The 17,778-nt window shown below is 71.2% G+C and carries 13 protein-coding genes; 5 read left to right on the top strand and 8 right to left on the bottom strand.

Annotated features, from left to right (window positions below; all coding sequences use genetic code 11):
* Nucleotides 1–41: 41 nt before the first annotated feature.
* Nucleotides 42–1,025, top strand: coding sequence for a serine hydrolase (locus PVT71_RS12150; RefSeq protein WP_353472044.1), 984 nt, complete (start codon nucleotides 42–44; stop codon nucleotides 1,023–1,025).
* Here PVT71_RS12150 and PVT71_RS12155 read toward each other — a convergent pair.
* Together PVT71_RS12155 and tyrS are read right to left on the bottom strand one after the other, a co-directional pair.
* Nucleotides 1,022–3,049 (bottom strand): ASKHA domain-containing protein, encoded by a 2,028-nt coding sequence (locus PVT71_RS12155; protein WP_353473880.1) that lies wholly within the window; start codon nucleotides 3,047–3,049, stop codon nucleotides 1,022–1,024. The genes PVT71_RS12150 and PVT71_RS12155 overlap by 4 nt on opposite strands.
* Before the next feature lie 152 nt (nucleotides 3,050–3,201).
* The gene (tyrS, locus tag PVT71_RS12160) at nucleotides 3,202–4,452 is read right to left on the bottom strand and encodes a tyrosine--tRNA ligase (RefSeq protein WP_353472045.1); all 1,251 of its coding nucleotides are present in this window, start codon (nucleotides 4,450–4,452) and stop codon (nucleotides 3,202–3,204) included.
* Nucleotides 4,453–4,549: 97 nt separating this feature from the next.
* On the opposite strand from tyrS, the gene PVT71_RS12165 reads away from it, so the two are divergent.
* Nucleotides 4,550–5,620, top strand: a complete 1,071-nt coding sequence (locus PVT71_RS12165) for an anhydro-N-acetylmuramic acid kinase (RefSeq protein WP_353472046.1) — start codon at nucleotides 4,550–4,552, stop codon at nucleotides 5,618–5,620.
* Nucleotides 5,621–5,633: 13 nt separating this feature from the next.
* Here PVT71_RS12165 and PVT71_RS12170 read toward each other — a convergent pair whose 3' ends face one another.
* From PVT71_RS12170 to PVT71_RS12190, 5 genes are all read right to left on the bottom strand, one after another.
* Nucleotides 5,634–6,614, bottom strand: coding sequence for a phosphoadenosine phosphosulfate reductase (locus PVT71_RS12170; protein WP_353472047.1), 981 nt, complete (start codon nucleotides 6,612–6,614; stop codon nucleotides 5,634–5,636).
* A 190-nt stretch (nucleotides 6,615–6,804) separates the two neighbouring features.
* Entirely contained in the window at nucleotides 6,805–7,863 is a 1,059-nt protein-coding gene (locus tag PVT71_RS12175) for a glycosyltransferase family 2 protein (protein WP_353472048.1), read from the bottom strand.
* 3 nt (nucleotides 7,864–7,866) lie between these two features.
* The gene (locus PVT71_RS12180; RefSeq protein ID WP_353472049.1) at nucleotides 7,867–10,158 is read right to left on the bottom strand and encodes a glycosyltransferase family 2 protein; all 2,292 of its coding nucleotides are present in this window, start codon (nucleotides 10,156–10,158) and stop codon (nucleotides 7,867–7,869) included.
* On the bottom strand, nucleotides 10,155–10,787 hold the full coding sequence (locus PVT71_RS12185; RefSeq protein ID WP_353472050.1) for a hypothetical protein: 633 nt from the start codon (nucleotides 10,785–10,787) through the stop codon (nucleotides 10,155–10,157). The genes PVT71_RS12180 and PVT71_RS12185 overlap by 4 nt, the downstream gene beginning before the upstream one ends.
* Nucleotides 10,784–11,845 carry a glycosyltransferase family 2 protein gene (locus tag PVT71_RS12190; RefSeq protein WP_353472051.1) on the bottom strand — a complete coding sequence of 354 codons (1,062 nt, stop codon included), beginning with the start codon at nucleotides 11,843–11,845 and terminating at the stop codon, nucleotides 10,784–10,786. Before PVT71_RS12190 ends, PVT71_RS12185 begins: the two co-directional genes overlap by 4 nt.
* 183 nt (nucleotides 11,846–12,028) lie before the next feature.
* Here PVT71_RS12190 and PVT71_RS12195 point away from each other — a divergent pair, with 183 nt between their 5' ends.
* The 3 genes from PVT71_RS12195 (at nucleotide 12,029) to PVT71_RS12205 (ending at nucleotide 16,542) form a co-directional block, all read left to right on the top strand.
* Complete coding sequence (locus PVT71_RS12195; protein WP_353472052.1) at nucleotides 12,029–12,937, top strand: MoxR family ATPase; 909 nt, start codon at nucleotides 12,029–12,031, stop codon at nucleotides 12,935–12,937.
* A gap of 100 nt (nucleotides 12,938–13,037) precedes the next feature.
* The gene (locus tag PVT71_RS12200) at nucleotides 13,038–14,297 is read left to right on the top strand and encodes a VWA domain-containing protein (protein WP_353472053.1); all 1,260 of its coding nucleotides are present in this window, start codon (nucleotides 13,038–13,040) and stop codon (nucleotides 14,295–14,297) included.
* Between the two features lie 115 nt (nucleotides 14,298–14,412).
* The gene (locus PVT71_RS12205) at nucleotides 14,413–16,542 is read left to right on the top strand and encodes an OmpA family protein (protein WP_353472054.1); all 2,130 of its coding nucleotides are present in this window, start codon (nucleotides 14,413–14,415) and stop codon (nucleotides 16,540–16,542) included.
* A gap of 155 nt (nucleotides 16,543–16,697) precedes the next feature.
* Here the strand turns inward: PVT71_RS12205 and moaA are convergent, their stop codons facing one another.
* Nucleotides 16,698–17,702: a GTP 3',8-cyclase MoaA gene (moaA, locus tag PVT71_RS12210; RefSeq protein ID WP_353472055.1), complete on the bottom strand. Its 1,005-nt coding sequence runs from the start codon at nucleotides 17,700–17,702 to the stop codon at nucleotides 16,698–16,700.
* Nucleotides 17,703–17,778: the final 76 nt, after the last annotated feature.

Here is a 17,778-nt window from a genome sequence, read left to right on the forward strand (position 1 = left end):
CTTTGCCTTGCCCCGGCGCCCTCCGGGCCGATTTCCTGGGCATGAGCCAGTCCTTCCGCCTGACCCGTCGCCTTTTCCTCGGCAGCAGCGCCGCGCTCCTCGCGGCACCCGCGCTGGCACAGACGCGCCCCTGGGCTGCAGTGGCCGAGGCGCAGCCGCAGCTGCACGCGCTGCTGGTCTGGAAGGCCGGGGCGCCGGTCTTCGAGGAGGCGTTCCGCGGGCCCGGGCTCGACCGGGTGGCCAACGTGAAATCCGTCTCGAAGACGCTGCTGGCGCTGCTTACCGGTATCGCCATCGGCGACGGCCGGATCGCGGGACCCGAGGCGCGGGTGCTGCCCCTGCTGGGCCGCGCGGAGACCGGCGACAGCCGGGACGCGCTGACCATCGGGGATCTCTTGTCGATGCGCGCCGGGCTGGTGCGCACCTCGGGCGGCTCCTACGGCGCCTGGGTTTCGAGCCGCGACTGGCTCGACAGCGCGCTGCAGCCCGAGCCGCAGGCCGAGCCCGGCGGGCGCTTCATCTACTCGACGGGCGGCTGGCACGTGCTGGGCGCGGCGCTCACCGAGGCCACGGGCGAGAGCCTGCTGAGCCTTGCCCGCCGCGGGCTGGGTGATCCGCTCGGCATCGAGTTCGCGCCGTGGGTGCGCGATCCGCAGGGGCGCTACCTTGGCGGCAACGACATGGCGCTGACCCCGCGCGGTCTGCTGCGGGTTGGCGAGATGGTGCGCCGCGGCGGGGCCTGGGAGGGGCGGCAGGTTGTGCCCGGCGACTGGATCGACACCTCGTGGCAGCCGCGCGCACGCTCGCCCTTTTCCGGCGATCAGTATGGCTATGGCTGGTTCCTGACCCGCTTCGACGGCGCCGAGGCAGCCTATGCGCGCGGCTATGGCGGGCAGATGCTGGTGGTGGTGCCCGGGCGCGAGCTGGTCATCGCGATCACCTCGGACCCTATGCTGCCGGCGCGGTCGGAGGGCTATTTCGGGGATCTCCGAAATCTGGTTTCCAGCATCGTCGCAAGCGTCTAGCGGCGCCTGCGGCGGCCGCCCTCGCTGTTGAAGGCAGGCTCTGGCAGGGGTGCGACGCCGCGCAGCCGGGCGAAGGGCGCGGTGGCATGGGGGATCGCGCTGGCGGCGACGAAATGCTCCTGGAAGCGTGGCTCGAGCGCGGTCTCGACCTTTGTGATGCGTCGGACCTCGGCCTCGATCCGGCGGCGCGCGGCGCGGCTGCAGAGCGCGATGCGCGCGCCGGTGCCCGCGGCATTTCCGGCTGAGGTGACACGCGCCACCGGCGCGTCGGGGATCATCCCCAGCACCAGCGCGTGCAGCGGCGAGATATGGGCACCGAAGGCCCCGGCGAGCACGACGCGGTCCACCTTATCAACCGCCATCTCGTCCATCAGCAGCCGCGCCCCGGCGTAGAGCGCCGCCTTCGCCAGCTGGATGGCGCGGATGTCGGCCTGTGTGACGCTGATCACCGGCCCTCCGGAGGCGCTGCCGTCGTGGATCAGGTAGGCGTGGGTGCGCCCCTCGGGGATCATCCGCGCCGTGCCGGTCTGCGCCGCCGAGCCGATGAGCCCGCCCGCGTCGATCAGCCCGGCAAGGCGCATCTCGGCCACCGCCTCGATGATACCCGAGCCGCAGAGCCCGGTGACGCCGGCCCCGGCGGTGGCTTCGGCGAATCCCGGATCGCCCGACCAGAGATCGCAACCGATCACGCGGAAGCGCGGCTCCTTCGTTTCGGGGTCGATGCGGATCGCCTCGATGGCGCCGGGGGCGGCGCGCTGGCCCGAGCTGATCTGTGCCCCTTCGAAGGCCGGGCCGGTGGGCGAGGAACAGGCGAGCACGCGGGTCCGGTTGCCGAGCAGGATCTCGGCATTGGTGCCGACGTCGACGATGAGCACGAGGTCCTCGGACTGCTCCGGCGTCTCGGCCAGCACCACCGCCGCGGCATCGGCTCCCACGTGCCCGGCGATGAGCGGCAGCAGGTAGGCCTGCGCGCCGGGCGGCAGGGCGGTGAGACCGAGCTCGCGGGCGGGCAGGTCGCGTGCCGAAGCGGTGGCGAGGGCGAAGGGCGCCTGTCCCAGCTCCACCGGGTCGAGCCCGAGCAGGATGTGGTGCATCACCGGGTTGCCGACGAGGGTGAGGTCGAGGATGCGGTCCAGGGCGACGCCCGCGCTTGCGGCGATCTCCTGCGCGAGCCGGTTCAGCGCGGCGCGCACGGCACCGGTCATCTCGGCCGCGCCGCCGGGGTTCATCATGGCGTAGGAGACGCGCGACATGAGGTCCTCGCCGAAGCGGATCTGCGGGTTCATCACCCCCGCCGAGGCCAGCACCTCGCCGCTGCGCAGCGACACGAGGTGCCCGGCGATGGTGGTGGAGCCGAGGTCGATGGCAAGTCCGCAGAGGTCGCCCTCGAGAAGCCCGGGCCAGAGCGCGACGAGGCGCGGCGGGGCCTCGTCGCGGGGCTGGTGGATCGCGGCGGTGACCGTCCAGTCCCCGGCGCGGAGGGTCTCCTGCAGCTTTGCGAGGAGCGGCAGGTCGGCGGTGACGCCCTCGATGGCCCATTGCGCCCGCAGCGCCTCGGTCAGCCGTTCGAGATCGCCGGTGGGCGCGCGCATGTCGGGCGGGGCGACCTCGACGAGGCGGAGGCGGATCGCCGGGTCCATCTCGACCGGGCGGGCATCGGCCTCCTTGCGGATCACCTGCCGGTGCAGCTGGCTCTCGGGCGGCACGTCGATCACCACGTCGCCGAGGATCCGCGCCTGGCAGCCGAGGCGCCGCCCGGGCGCGAGCCCGCGCTTCTCGGCGTAGCGGGCCTCGACGGCGTTCCAGCCCGAGAGCGAGGTTTCCGCCGAGGTGATGCCGTGCTTGGCGAAGGCGCCGAAGGCGGGCGCGACCTGGCAGCGCGAGCAGATGCCGCGCCCGCCGCAGACCGAGTCGAGATCGACGCCGAGCCTGCGCGCCGCCTCCAGCACCGGGGTTCCGGCGGGCATGCGACCACGCTTGCCGGAGGGGGTGAAGACGACGAGGGGATCGGCGGGCTCGGTCATGGCCCCAGCATGGGCTTGCATGGTGCGGCGCAGATGTCCGAAAGCGGCAAGCCGTGGGGCGGAGGCGTCGTGCCGGGCGGGCTGGCGCCAAGGCAAAGAAGAAAGGGCGGCGCCTCGCGGCACCGCCCCGTTCTATTCCAGCCGGAAAAGGCTCAGCCCAGCTTCACCAGCGCGTGGCGCTTCTTGCCGGCCGAGAGCTTCACCGGCGCGGCCAGTGCGGCGGCATCGAGCATCAGCCCGGCATCGGTCAGCGGCTGGTCGTCGATGCGCGCGCCGTTCTCGGCGATCAGGCGCTTGGCCTCCTTGCCGGTCTTGGCGAGCCCGGCGCGGACGATCACCTGCACGATGGAGATGCCGTCGCCGACCTCGTCCGAGGTCAGCTCGAGCGTCGGCAGGTCATCCCCGACGCCGCCCTTCTCGAAGACCTCGCGCGCGGTCGCCTCGGCGGCGGCGGCGGCCTCGGCGCCGTGGCAGAGCGCGGTGACCTCGTTGGCGAGGATGATCTTGGCGTCGTTGATCTCGGAGCCGGCAAGCGCGCCGAGCCGCTCGCAATCCTCGACCGGCAGCTCGGTGTAGAGCTTGAGGAACCGGCCGACGTCGGCGTCGGTGGTGTTGCGCCAGAACTGCCAGAACTCGTAGGGGCTCAGCATGTCGGCGTTGAGCCACATGGCGCCGCCCTGGCTCTTGCCCATCTTGCGCCCGTCCGAGGTGGTCAGCAGCGGCGAGGTGAGGCCGTAGATCTCGTGGTCCAGCACCCGGCGCGTCAGGTCGATGCCGTTGATGATGTTGCCCCACTGGTCCGAGCCGCCCATCTGCAGCGAGCAGCCGTAGCGGCGGTTCAGCTCGAGGAAGTCGTAGGCCTGCAGGATCATGTAGTTGAACTCGAGGAACGACAGCGACTGCTCGCGGTCGAGGCGCGACTTCACCGATTCAAACGACAGCATCCGGTTCACCGAGAAGTGGCGGCCGATGTCGCGCAGGAACTCGAGATAGTTGAGGTTGTCGAGCCACTCGGCGTTGTTCAGCATCAGCGCGTCGTTCGGCGCGTCGCCGTACTGCAGGTACTTGGCGAAGACCTGCTTCATGCCCTCGATGTTGGCGTCGATCTGCTCGGGCCCGAGCAGCGGGCGCTCGTCCGAGCGGAACGAGGGGTCGCCCACCTTGGTGGTGCCGCCGCCCATCAGGGTGATCGGCTTGTGGCCGGTCTTCTGCAGCCAGCGCAGCATCATGATGTTGAGCAGGTGACCCACGTGCAGCGACTTCGCCGTCGCGTCATAGCCGATATAGGCGGTGACCACGCCCTGGCTGAGCGCCTCGTCGAGGCCCTGGTAATCGGTGCAGTCGGCAAGGTAGCCGCGCTCGATCATGACGCGCATGAAGTCCGATTTGGGATGGTAGGTCATCGTGGATCCCTCTTATAGTTCGCCCGTTCCTATAAGCGCGGGGAAGGCGAAGGTGAAGGGCAAGTTGGGTGCACGATCCGTTTGGGCTCTGGGGTGTATGTCGGGGACCTCTCTCGACGGGGTGGACGCGGCGCTGATCCGCACCGACGGGGCGCAGATCCACGAGTTCGGGCGCTCCGGCTATCGGCCCTTTTCCGACGCCGAGCGCCGGGTTCTGAAGGCCGCGCTGGGGCGCTGGCCGGGGCCGGGGCTCGAAGCGGCGCTGGATGTGACCCAGCGCGCCCATGCCGAGCTGCTGGCCGATTTCCCCGAGGCCGAGCTGGTGGGCTTCCACGGCCAGACGCTGGCGCATGACCCGCACGGGCGCGGCACGCACCAGCTGGGCGACGGCGCGGCGCTGGCCGAGGCGCTGAACCGCGACGTGGTCTGGGACTTCCGCTCCGCCGACGTGGCGCTGGGGGGCGAGGGCGCGCCGCTGGCGCCCTTCTTCCACTTCGCCTGTGCCAAGTGGATGGGCGCCGAGCGCCCGGTGGCCTTCCTCAACCTCGGCGGGGTCGGCAACCTCACCTGGGTCGACCCGCGCAAGGCGTCGCCCGAGGAGCCGGGCGCGCTGCTGGCCTTCGACACCGGCCCGGCGAACGCGCCGATCAACGATCTGGTGGCCGAGCGGCTCGGCCTCGACTGCGACCGCGACGGCGCGCTTGCCGCGCAGGGCGAGGTTGTGGACGGCGCGCTGGAGCTCTTCCTCGAGGAGGGGTTCTTCCGCCGGATGCCGCCGAAATCCCTCGATCGGGATGATTTCTCGCTGATGCTCGACCTCGTGCGCGAGCTCTCGGACGCCGATGCCGCCGCGACGATGACCGCCATGGCGGCGGCCGCCGTGATGCAGGGCATGGAGCATTGCCCGACCCCGCCCGAGAAGCTGCTGGTCACCGGCGGCGGGCGCCGCAACCCGGTGATGATGGCGATGCTGCAGGCCGGGCTCGACTGCCCGGTGGTGCCGGTCGAGGAGGCGGGGCTCGACGGCGACATGCTCGAGGCGCAGGCCTTCGGCTTCCTCGCCGTGCGCGTGGCGCAGGGCTGGCCGACCTCGGCCCCGGGAACCACCGGTGTCGCCGCGCCTGTGGGCGGCGGTCAGATCTCGCGCGTGGGCTCGCTGGTCGGCTGAGCGGGGCCCGAGGTCAGCCCTCGGGGCGCCCCTCGGCCTCGGCCCGCAGCGCCTCGAGCCGGCGGCGGAAGCGCGGCGCGTTGAGCCGCGCGGTGACATTGGCACAAAGCCATTCGGCCAGCAGCGGGCGGTTCTCGGCGTCGAGCCGCGACAGCAGCCGCCGCAGGTAGGGCGCGTGGTTGCGCCGTGCACGCATCAGCCGCGCCACCTCGGCCCGGTCGAGCCGGTCGTCGGCGGCGGCCTCGAGGATCGGGTGGATGAGATCCAGCTCGAGCAGGTCGCCCTGCAGCGCGTCGCCCATGTAGGGCAGGCGGAAGCGGGTGACGTTGCGCCGCTCGAACAGCGCCGCGTGCATCGCGTCCATCCGCTCCTGCGGGTCGTAGAGCACGTAGGCCGCCTGCGCGGCGTCGATCATGTCGGGGGCGTAGCCGAAGCGCGAGGTGAAATCGACGCGGCGCATCTCGGGGAAGCGGTCGTCCCATTCGGCGACGCGCGGATCGAGCGTCGCCTGCGGTTGCAGCAGCACGACGCGCGCCCCGGGCGCGGTGACCGAATAGGCGGCGGCGGCATAGCCGCAGGGGCCCGCGCCGTAGAAGACCACCTTCTCGAACTCGTCGAAGAAGCCGTCGTCGAGCAGCTGGTCGAAGAAGCGGACCACCTCGGGGTCGCGGAACCACGTGTCGGCGGTGCAGATCACCGAAAGGCTCGACCAGCCCTCGATCGCCTGCATCTCCCAGCCGAGAGGGGTCGCCGTCTTGGAATAGGCCGAGATGCCGGGCATCGACTCGAAGGTCACCAGCAGCGTGTCGCCATCCTCGACGAAGACCGCGTGGTGGCGCTTGCCGAGCGGCTCGGCAAAGCCATGCGCCTCGCCGATCTCGGAGATGGCGTCGATCCAGGCGCGGGCCGAATGCATGCTGAGGTCGACATCGGTCAGGTCCAGCTCGTCCTCGAAGGCGGTCTGTCTGCTGAGCGGGTCCGCGCTGTCCTTCATGATACCTGCCATTGTCCTGTCACTTCCGTTCGGCTCCTGCTCGGGAGGCGTCTTTGCGCGGTGCCCGGCCGTCGGGTTTGACAGGCAGCCTGCGCGTGAATTGGGGCGGAAATAAGTGGCTTTAGGGGTAATACGGCGGTGGTGCGGCGGCAAGGAAAATCGCCGTGTGTGAAGCGGTTGCGGGCTGCGCTCAGGTCTCTCCGGCGCGCCGCACGCGGGTGGCGGCGGCGATCAGCGGCTGCGCCAGCGCGGGCGGCAGCGGGCGCGAGGGCGGGGTCATCAGCAGGCGCCCCATCAGCGCGCGGAACGGCTCCTGCGCCATGAGCGCGGCAAAGCGCGCCTTGCGCCAGCGCACTGCCCCGGCATGCAGCCCGGCCAGCACCGGATCGGCGGCGAAGCCCTCGCGAAGCGCCCGCACCGGCCCGGCGAGCGCCGAGATGCTGCTGTCCTCGTCGGTGTTGAAATTGCGCTCCACCCAGTAATCGAGCCCGAGCAGATCCGCACTGTGCACCGCGCGGCCGCGATCGGCCTTGAGCACGTAACTCTCCATCGCCCCCAGAGGATAGTGGTTGAGCTGCGCCAGCGCGTAGTTCGACCGCCCGTAGTTGGAAAAGATGCGGCGCGTGCGGAACTGCGCGTCGAGCGCGCGGCCCTCGCCGTCGAACCAGCGCGCGCTTTCCAGCCGCGCGGAATCGGGGTCGCGCGGCCGGTGCACGCCGAGCTTCGCGTAGGTGCCGTCGTTGCGGTAGAGCGTCTTGAACATCGCCGCGCGCCAGGGCCAGAGCATTTGCACCGGGGCGGCGCGGGTGAACTGCTCGGGCACGGGGATGTCGGCGTAGCTGACCACCCCGGCATTGCCGAAGAGCCGCCAGGTGAGGGTGATCGCCGTCGCCTCGGGCAGGGCAGCGATCAGCGCGGGCAGGGTATGGTCGCCGGCGTGGACGTTGACGAACTCGTCGACGTCGAGCGCCAGCAGCCAGTCCGCCTCGCGCACCGCCTCGGCCTTGTCCGCCAGCTTCAGCCCGGTGAACTGGATGCCGGCCTTGTCGTAGGGCCCGTCGTTGCGGATATGGGTGAGCGGCGCCACCTCGGCCAGCCGGTCGAGCAGAACGTCGGTGCCGTCCTGGCAATCGTTGCTGAGCGCGACCACGTGGCTCACCCCGGCGGCGAGGTGATGCGCCAGCCAGTCGAGCAGGAAGGCGCCCTCGTTGCGGACGCAGACCACGGCGGTGATGCTCGGGACGGCCATGGCTCAGCTCTCCATGTCGAGGGACAGCGCCCAGGCGACGCGCTCGGCGGGGTCCAGTTTCAGCGCCGTCGCCTCGCGGAACAATTTCCCGAATTCGGGATCCGCGCGCAATTCGGCCGCCTTGGCCCTGTGCCAGGCCAGCCCCTCGGCGTGCAGCCGCGCAAGCTCGGGGTCGGCCAGCAGCCGGTCCATCTCGGCCCGGAGCCGCGGCAGGTTGCGCTGGATGGTCAGGTCGCGCGCCCCGGACCAGTCCATGCGGATCCAGTAGTTGAGGCCGATCTGCCGGTCGACGTGCAGCGCCCGCCCGCGCTGGCGCTTGATGAGGTAGCTCTCGGCCGAACGCAGCGCGTAGTGGTTGAGCTGCACGAGGTCGTAGCCGATCGACTTGCGCGAGTTGCGCCAGCCGTTGTGCAGCGCCTCGGCGGTCATGTCGCGGCCTGATCCGTTTGACCATTTCACCGCGTTTTCAGCATCTTGCCGAGGCTTGTTCGGGCGGTGGCACGAGAGTTTCTCGTAGGCGCCGAGCCCCCGCATCAGCGTCTTGAACCCCCAGTTGGTGTGCGGCTTGGGGCAGTAGCGCGGCGCGCAGGCGGTGAATTGCGAGATCACCGGCGCCGGGTCGAGCGCCTGCACCCCGTCATGGCCGAAGAGCCGCCAGGTCAGCGCGAAATGCGTCGCCCCGGGCGCTGCGGCGAAGAGATCGTCGAGCGTGCCGTTGCCGCAGCGGATGTTGACGAACTCGTCCACGTCCGAATGCAGCAGCCAGTCGGCATCGCGGATCACCACCTCGTCCAGCGCCGCATCGAGCGCGTGCTGCTGCGGCGAATTGCCGGTCCAGCCGTTGTTGTCGCGGTGCCGCAGCACGCCCATCTGCGCGAGCCGGTCGAGGATGCGGTCGGTGCCATCCTCGCAACCGTTGGAATAGATGAGGAAATCGTCAAAGCCGATGGCGCGGTGATAGGCGATCCACTCGACCACGTAGGGCGCCTCGTTCTTCATGCAGCCGAGGATGACGCGGGCACTCTTCGCCGAGCGCGGCGGCAAGGCGCTGAAGGGCGCGGCGGGGGCGGTCTCGGCGAGCGTGCCAAGCCGGTCGTGCGGCATCCAGGGCGAGCCCTGCAGCGCCGCGAGCTTGCGCAGCGCGGCGTCGGGCATCGCGGGGGCGGGCCGGGGTTCGGGCTCCGAAGGAGCGGCCGCCTTCGAGGCCTCGGCGATACGCCAGCGGAAGGCCATCAGGTACTGTGTCGCCCGGAAACCGAAGCCGGGGTCGGCCTCCTGCCAGGGCGCGGCGGGGGCGCTCCGCAGATGCGCGGGGTCGAGCCCGGGATGCTGCGAGGCGAGCCCCTCGATATCGGCGGCGAAGCGGCGGTTGACCGGCTCGAAGGCGCCCGGCTCGAGCGGCGCGCCCGGAACCTTGATCTCGCCCAGCAGCCGCCGCCAGAGCGGTCGGGGGATCTGCAGTGCGGGCTCGGCGGCGAGGTGGCGCAGCAGCACGTCGTTCATCCTGCGGCAGCGGCTCAGCCAGGCGGCCGAGGGCTGGGTTGGCGGCGGCGCGGCCTCGACCCTGCCGAAGCCCTGAGGAATGTCGAAGGCCTCGCGGATCTCCTCGACCACCTCGGCGCCGTAGAGCCGCGCCGGATCGACGCTGCGCAGGCGCACCGCACCGGGGCCGAAGGCGGCCTCCCAGCCGCGCTGCAGCCGCGCGAAATCGAGCCAGTGCGCGGCGCCCTGCGTCTCGGGAAAGACCCCGCCGCGGGGATCGGCGGCGGGGCGCGTGGCCAGCGCCGCCTGCCACCAGTCGGCGGTGGCGCAGAGGCCAAGCTCCAGCTCCGGCCCGCGCCTGCGCCCCTCGAGCACCTGCGCCGCGTAGTGCCGCGCCAGCATCTCCGCCGGCGAGGCGAGATGCGCCAGCACGGTGATGTCCCGCGAGAGCGGCGCGAGCAGGGACCGCAGCCGCTCGAGCTCGGCCCGGCTGGTGAGCCCGCTGCCCAGCTGGTGCGCCGAGAGGATCAGCAGCTCCGGCCGCGCCGTCTCGATCTCCTGCGTGAGCTGCTGCAGCACCTCGTCGCGCAGCTCCGCCTGCCGGGCGGGATCCGCAAAGCCGCGCCCCCAGCGCAGCGCGTCCACCGCGCCGGGATCGCTGACCGCCATGAAGAGCCGCGTATGGTTGCGCGCGCCGGGGCTGCGGGGGTAGAGCAGGCCGCGCTTGGCCAGCTGCCGCCGCTTGGCATCGAGCACCTGCTGAAGCCGCCCGGCGGTCTGGGCGTCGGGACCGATATGGAGAAAAATTCTCACCCCCCGGTCCTCTTTGTCTGGCCCGAGCGGTTCTCGTTCGCCTTGCCCCACCAGGGCAGCGCGATCCCAATGTGGCGCGAGATCAGCGCGGGCGCCTCCGGGTCCTCGATGTCATAGGCCAGGAAGCGCGGATCGCCCGCGAAGATGCGGCGCAGGAACTGCTGGTGCGCGGCGATCCACTGCGCGCGCTCGAGCCGGGTCTCGCCGTAGCCCGCGGGCAGGCCGGGCACCGCGTGGCGCGGCAGCCGGTCGGTGCCGAGGTCGGACCAGCGCAGCATCGAATGCGCCATGGCCTGCGGCTCGCGCATCGAGGCGACGAATTTCAGCTGCGGATGGCGCGTTCGCAGCGCCTCGATCAGCCCGAAGTCGGTCTGCGGCCAGAGGTTGAGCCGGGCGTTGAGCACACTGACCTCGCTCAGCGCATCGAAGCCGCCGAGCCGCTCGAGCGGATCGCCCGAGCCGAAATAGCCGTCGTAGAGCTGCCGGGCGACGAAGCTGCCGGCAAGCGCGGGATCCGGGCACTTGCCGCGCCGCAGCCGGTAGTCGGCCACCTTCAGCCCGGCGCGCTCCAGCGCTACCCCGAGCGTGGTCGTGCCGCTCTTCGGCAGGCCGAGGTTGATCACGATCATGCCGCGTCCTCCGCCAGCCCGAGCCGCGCGATCAGCTCCGCCTCGCCGGGCGGCAGCGCGGGCAGGGCGCCGAGATGCGCGGCGCGGGCGGCGATCTGCGGCTGCGCGCGCAGCATGCCAACCTTGGCGCGGTGCGCCTGCACCGACAGATCGTGCAGCCGGGCGACGCCGGGCAGGGCGCGCAGCTCAGTGATTTCCGCCTCGAGCGCGGGCAGCATGCGCAGGATCGAGCGGTCTTCCCAGGCGGGGTCGTTGCGCTCCTGCCAGTAGCTCTCGTCGAAGATGCGCCCCTCGCGGTTCACGTCGCCGCGCTCGGTCTTCACGAGGTAGCTGTCGAGCGAGCGCAGCGCGTAGTGGTTGAGCGTGGCGAAGCGCCGTGCCCCGGCGGCGGGAAAGCGGCGCATCCGGCGCGGGCGGTCGGCGCTGAGAAAGGCGCCGGGCACCGGGCGGCCGCTGCCATCGGTCCAGCGCGGATGTTTCGCGGTGGGCAGGGTCTTGCGGAAGAAGGGCCGGTGCGCGCCAAGGTACTGCAGCGGAAAGTCGCGCCGCACCAAGGACTTGACCTCGATGGCGCTCTGGTCGCACCAGAGGTCGGGGTTGTGCGAGCGGGTGAACTGCGCGATCACCGGCACGTCCTCGAACTGCGCGATCCCGGCATTGGCGAAGAACTGGAAGCTGACCGAGATCGCCTGCGGATCGCCGCAGGCGGCGATGAGCGCGGGCAGGGTGTGATCGCCCGCGTGGATGTTGAGGAACTCGTCCACGTCGGCCACCCAGATCCAGTCGGCGCGCCGCACCACCTCCTGCCGCGCCGCATCCTTCAGCGCCTCCATCTGGTAGCTGCGCCCCTGCGCCGGGTTGGGCAGGTGCACCACGCCCGCGGCGGCCAGCGCATCGAGCAGCGCGTCGGTGCCGTCGTCGCAGTCGTTGGAATAGACGAGGAAATCGGTGACGCCGAGCAGGCGGTTGTAGGCCACCCATTCGAGCACGAAGGGCCCCTCGTTCTTCACGCAGGTCACCGCGCAGATGCGCGGCCCGCCCGCCCCTGGTCTCACCATACCGCTGCCCGTACCCCTGCGCACCCGTCCGGGGCTCTGCCCCCGGTTATCCTGCGGCAAAACCATCGCATCTCGTCCCCGGCGCGTCAACGCGGGGGGCGGGTCCGCGCGCCGCCCGCGACCAGTATCTCCCTTGACCGGCGCCGCGCGGGCGGGCAGCAATCGGGGCAGGAGGAGAACCACATGCAGGACATCAGTTCCATCGACGCGGTGCAGGAGCTTCTGGCCGGCACCGGCTACGTCTGCCCGCGCCCGCTTGCCACGGTGCTGTTCCTGGCGCTGCGGCTCGGGCGGCCGCTGTTCCTCGAGGGCGAGGCCGGGGTCGGCAAGACCGAGATCGCCAAGGCGCTGGCGCTGGCCACCGGCCGCCGCCTCATCCGCCTGCAATGCTACGAGGGGCTCGATGCGGGCTCGGCGGTCTACGAGTGGAACTTCCCCGCCCAGATGATCGCCATCCGCGCCGCCGAGGCGGCGGGCGAGGCCGACCGGGGCGCGCTGCAGCACGATCTCTTCGGCCCCGATTTCCTCATCGAGCGGCCGCTGCTGCAGGCCATGCGCCCCGACGAGAACGGCGCGCCGATCCTGCTCATCGACGAGCTCGACCGCACCGACGAGCCCTTCGAGGCCTTCCTGCTCGAGGCGCTGAGCGATTTCCAGGTGACCATCCCCGAGCTCGGGACCATCACCGCGCCCGAGCCGCCGACGGTCATCCTCACCTCGAACCGCACGCGCGAGGTGCATGATGCGCTGAAGCGGCGCTGTCTCTACCACTGGGTCGACTATCCCGACTTCGCCCGCGAGCTCGAGATCCTGCACGCCCGCGCGCCCGAGGTGGCCGAGACGCTGTCGCGCCAGATCGTCGCCTTCGTGCAGCGCCTGCGCACCGAGGATCTCTTCAAGAAACCCGGCGTCGCCGAGACCATCGACTGGGCCAAGTGCCTGCTGGCGCTCGACGTGATCGACCTCTCGCCCGAGGTGATCTCGGACACGCTCGGCGCCATCCTGAAATACCAGGACGACATCGCCAGGCTGCAGGGCAGCGAGGCCAAGCGGCTGCTCGACGAGGCGCGCGCGACGCTGGAGCCCGCCTGATGCTTCCATATGTCCCAAATATCCCGGGGGTCCGGGGGCAGCGCCCCCGGCTTGCCTGCGTCCGGCCGCAGCGCCCCCGGCTTTCCCCTGACGCCGCCTGATGGCCGAGCAGATCCCCCTCACGCTGCCCGACGAGCCGCGGCTTGCGCAGAACATCCTGCATTTCGCCCGCGCGCTGCGCCGCGCCGGGCTGCCGGTGGGGCCGGGACGGGTGGTCGACGCGATCCGTGCGGTCGAGGCGGCGGGCTTCACCGACCGGATGGATTTCTACTGGACGCTGCACGCCTGTTTCGTCTCGCGCCCCGAGCAGCGCGTGCTCTTCGCGCAGGTCTTCCGGCTCTACTGGCGCGACCCGCGCTACCTCGAGCACATGATGTCGATGATGCTCCCGGCGGTGCGCGGCGTGCAGGAGGAGAAGCTCGCCCAGTCCGCCGAGAAGCGCGCGGCGCAGGCGCTGCTCGGCGACCAGATGCCCGAGATCCCCGCCGCCGAGCAGGAGGAGGAGGCCACGAAGATCGAGGTCGACGCCTCCTTCACCATCTCGCGCGAGGAGCGGCTGAAGACGCTCGACTTCGAGCAGATGTCGCTCGAGGAGGCGGCCGAGGCGAGGCGCATGCTGGCGCGGCTCGAGCTGCCGGTGAAGCCGCTGCCGTCGCGGCGCGGCCGCGCCTCGGCCTCGGGCACCCGGCTCGACTGGCGGCGCACGCTGCGCGGCGCGATGCGGCAGGGCGGCGAGATCCGCGCCCTCGCGCATCTCGAGCCGCGCGAGAAATGGCCCAACCTCGTGGTGCTCTGCGACATCTCGGGCTCGATGAGCCAGTACTCGCGGATGGTGCTGCACTTCCTGCACGCGGTCGCCAACCGGCGCGGCGCGGGCTGGGCGAAGGTGCATGCCTTCACCTTCGGCACGCGGCTCACCAACATCACCCGCCACCTTGCCACGCGCGACGTCGATGCCGCGCTGAAGGCCGCCGGGGCCGAGGCGCAGGACTGGGAGGGCGGCACGCGCATCGGGCAGTGCCTGCACGCCTTCAACCGTGACTGGTCGCGCCGGGTCATGGGGCAGGGCGCGGTGGTGCTGCTGATCACCGACGGGCTCGACCGCGACGACGCGGGGCTGCTGTCGAAGGAGATGACGCGCCTGCACCTCTCGTCCCGCCGGCTGATCTGGCTGAACCCCTTGCTGCGCTGGGACGGGTTCGCACCGCGCGCCGCCGGGATCCGCGCCATGCTGCCCCATGTCGACAGTTTCCGCGCCGGGCATTCCATCGCCTCGATCGAGGATCTCGCGACGGTGATCTCGAGCGCCCGCGACAGCGGCGAGAAGGCGCGGCTGATGGCCCTGCTGCAGGCCCCGTAGCGCGTCTCCAGCATTTTTCCGCCTATTTATTATGCGCCGGGAATGAACCTTTCTTGCATCTGTCTCGTTGCCCCTTCACGCCGCACCGTGCGGAAAATGGAAAAGGACGTAACGAATGACCAGAGGTCTTCTGAAATCGACGACGATGCTCGCCCTAGCCGCAAGCCTCGCCATGCCCGTTGCCGCTCAGAGCCAGCAGGGCAAGGTCGACTGCGCGCAGAGCCCCGACGCCGCGCAGTGCCAGCCCGGGGGAGAGGCGAAGGGCAAGGACCAGGACAAGACGAAGGGCGCCAAGGCCGCAGAGGCGGAAGCCGGCGCGGATGCGGATGCCAAGGTTGGGGCCGAGGCGGATGCGAATGCCGGTGCGGATGCGACGCTGGACGCCACCGGCAAGGCCGCGGCCGAAGGCAATGTCGCGGCGACCGCCGAGGCGCCGGACGCGCCCGCGGCTGACGCCCCCGCCGCCGCGAGCGAAGCCGCGCCGCTGCAGGCCGAGCAGGCACCGCAGCCCAAGACCCTGACCGAGGAAGCCGCCCCCGAGCAGCAGGCGCAGGAGGCCGCACCCGAGGCGCCCGCCGCTGCCGAGGTCGAGACGCAGGCCGAGGGCGATGCGACCGCAGAGGCCCCGGACACCCGGCCCGCGGCGCGGCAGGAGAGCGCGACCACCGAGGCCGCTCCCGCCGCCGACGCGCCCGCCGAGGCCGAGACGGTGCAGTCCGACGAGCTCAAGAAGGCGCTCGAGGCCGAAGAGGGCGCGAATGTGTCCACCACCGAGGCCGCCCCGACCGCCGCGCCGGAGGCCACGACCAACGAGGGCGCCAAGGCGCAGGCCGCCGAGACGCCCGCGACCGAGGCAGCTCCCGCCGAGCAGCAGGCCGACGGCACCGGGAGCGACGAGCTGAAGAAGGCGCTCGAGGCCGAGCAGGCCGCCGAGGCGGATGCCGAGGCCGAGGCCCCGGCGCCGCAGGCCGAGACCACCGCAGCACCGAAGCCGGGCGCGGAAGCCACCGCCGGGACGGACGCCGAGGCCGCGCCCAAGGCCGAAACCACGGCGGACCCCGAGGCCAAGCCCGCCGGCGAGGCAGGGGCAACCGCCGCAGCCACCGCCGAGCCCGAAGCGCCGAGCGCCGAGGAGCAGGCCGAGGCCGTCGCCCGCGAGGACGAGCAGGAGACCACCGCCGCCGCGGCTGCCGGCTCCGAGGAAAGCCCGGACGATGCCGAGCTGGTCGAGGAGACCCTGACCGAGGCCGACGTGCGCAGCTCGGACGAGGACTTCGCCACCGACCTGCGCACCCAGGCCGAGGCCGCGCCGCAGGCCGAGGAGACCAAGAAGGCCAAGAAGAAGAAGGATGACGACGAGGACGGCCTCAGCAACTTCGAGAAGGCCGCGCTGGTCGGTCTCGGCACCTTCGCGCTGAGGCAGATCCTCGATGACGGCGCGCAGGTGGTGCAGAACACCGGCGACCGGGTCGTGGTCGAGCAGGACGGCCAGTACCGCGTGCTGCGCAACGACGACGTGCTGCTGCGCCAGCCGGGCTCGGAGGTGAAGACCTACCGCTACAACGACGGTTCGACCCGCACCGTGGTGGCCTATGACGACGGCAACACCGTCGAGACCATCAAGACCGCCGACGGCCGCGTGCTGCGCCGCACGCGCATCCTGCCGGACGGCCAGAGCGTCGTGCTCTTCGACGACACGCAGAGCGCCCAGCAGGTGGTGGTGAGCGAGCTGCCGCAGGCCCGCGCGCAGCGCCTGAACTTCCGCGAGATGGAGGGCGAGGATCTCGCCGCCGCGCTCTCGGCTCAGGAGGCGCAGGGCGTGAACCGGGCCTTCTCGCTCAACCAGATCCGCAACATCGACCGCGTGCGGCACCTGGTGCCCGAGATCTCGGTGGACACGGTGACCTTCCAGACCAACTCCGCGGCGATCCGCCCGGGCGAGGCCGAGGAGCTTGCCGCGCTCGGCAACGCGATGAAGCGGATGATCGAGGCGAACCCCGGCGAGGTCTTCCTGATCGAGGGCCACACCGACGCCACCGGCCCGGCCAGCTACAACCTCGCCCTCTCGGACCGCCGCGCGGAATCCGTGGCCCTGGCGCTGACCGAGTATTTCGACGTGCCGCCCGAGAACATGGTGTTGCAGGGCTACGGCGAGAGCGACCTTGCCGTGCAGACGCAGGGTGACGAGCGCGAGAACCGCCGCGCCGCGGTGCGCCGCATCACCTCGCTGCTGCAGGGCAGCTGACCGGTCATCGCCGGTCCGGAAACAAGAGCGCCCGCCCGGTCATCCCGGGCGGGCGTTCCGCATTCCTGGGCTTCTTCTCTTGAAAAATACGCCGGGGGTGAGCCGCGCAGCGGCGAGGGGGCAGCGCCCCCTCAGCGCGGGGCCAACCGCCCTGCTCAGCCGCCGGTATGGCTCATGTGCCGCGACACGCGCCCGTCGACCGACTGGCGCGAATAGTCGAAGTCGTGACCCTTGGGCTTGCGCGCGATGGCATCGCGGATCGCCTGCTCGAGCGGCGCGTCGCTGGTCGGGTGGTTGCGCAGCGGTGCGCGCAGGTCGGCGTTGTCCTCCTGGCCGAGGCACATGAAGAGCTCGCCGGTGCAGGTCAGCCGCACGCGGTTGCAGCTTTCGCAGAAATTATGCGTCAGCGGCGTGATGAAGCCGATCTTCTGGCCGGTCTCCTCGAGCCGCACGTAGCGGGCAGGGCCGCCGGTGCTCTCGGGCAGGTCGGTGAGCGTGTACTGCTCGGCGAGGCGCGCGCGCACGTCCGACAGCTTCCAGTATTGCCCGAGCCGGTCCTCGTTGCCGATGTCGCCCATCGGCATGACCTCGATCCACGTCAGGTCGATGCCGCGCGCCGCGCACCATTCGGTCATCGCGAAGAGCTCGCTCTCGTTGAAGCCCTTCAGCGCCACGGCGTTGAGCTTCACCCGCATCCCCACGGCCTGCGCCGCGTCGATGCCGCGCAGCACCTGCGGCAGGCGACCCCAGCGGGTGATCTCGGCGAATTTCTCCTCGTCGAGCGTGTCGAGCGAGACGTTGACCCGGCGTACCCCCGCATCCCAGAGCGGCTGCGCGAAGCGTTCGAGCTGCGAGCCGTTGGTGGTCAGCGTCAGCTCCTTCAGCGCGCCGCTCTCGAGGTGGCGGGTCATCGCGTTGAAGAAGGTCATGATGTCGCGCCGCACCAGCGGCTCGCCGCCGGTGATGCGCAGTTTCTCGACGCCGAGCCCGACGAAGGCCGAGCAGAGGCGGTCGAGCTCCTCGAGCGTCAGCAGCTCCTTCTTGGGCAGGAAGCTCATGTTCTCGGACATGCAGTAGACGCAGCGGAAATCGCAGCGGTCCGTCACCGAGACGCGCAGGTAGGAGATCGGGCGAAGGAATGGATCGACGAGCGGTGTCATGGGGGGAGTCTATGCGCGAAACCCTGCCGGGACAAGCATCTGCGCGATTGCCAGAGCGGGGCGGTCGGCCTAGCTT

This window comes from Salipiger sp. H15 (assembly GCF_040409955.1).
Classification (GTDB): domain Bacteria; phylum Pseudomonadota; class Alphaproteobacteria; order Rhodobacterales; family Rhodobacteraceae; genus Salipiger.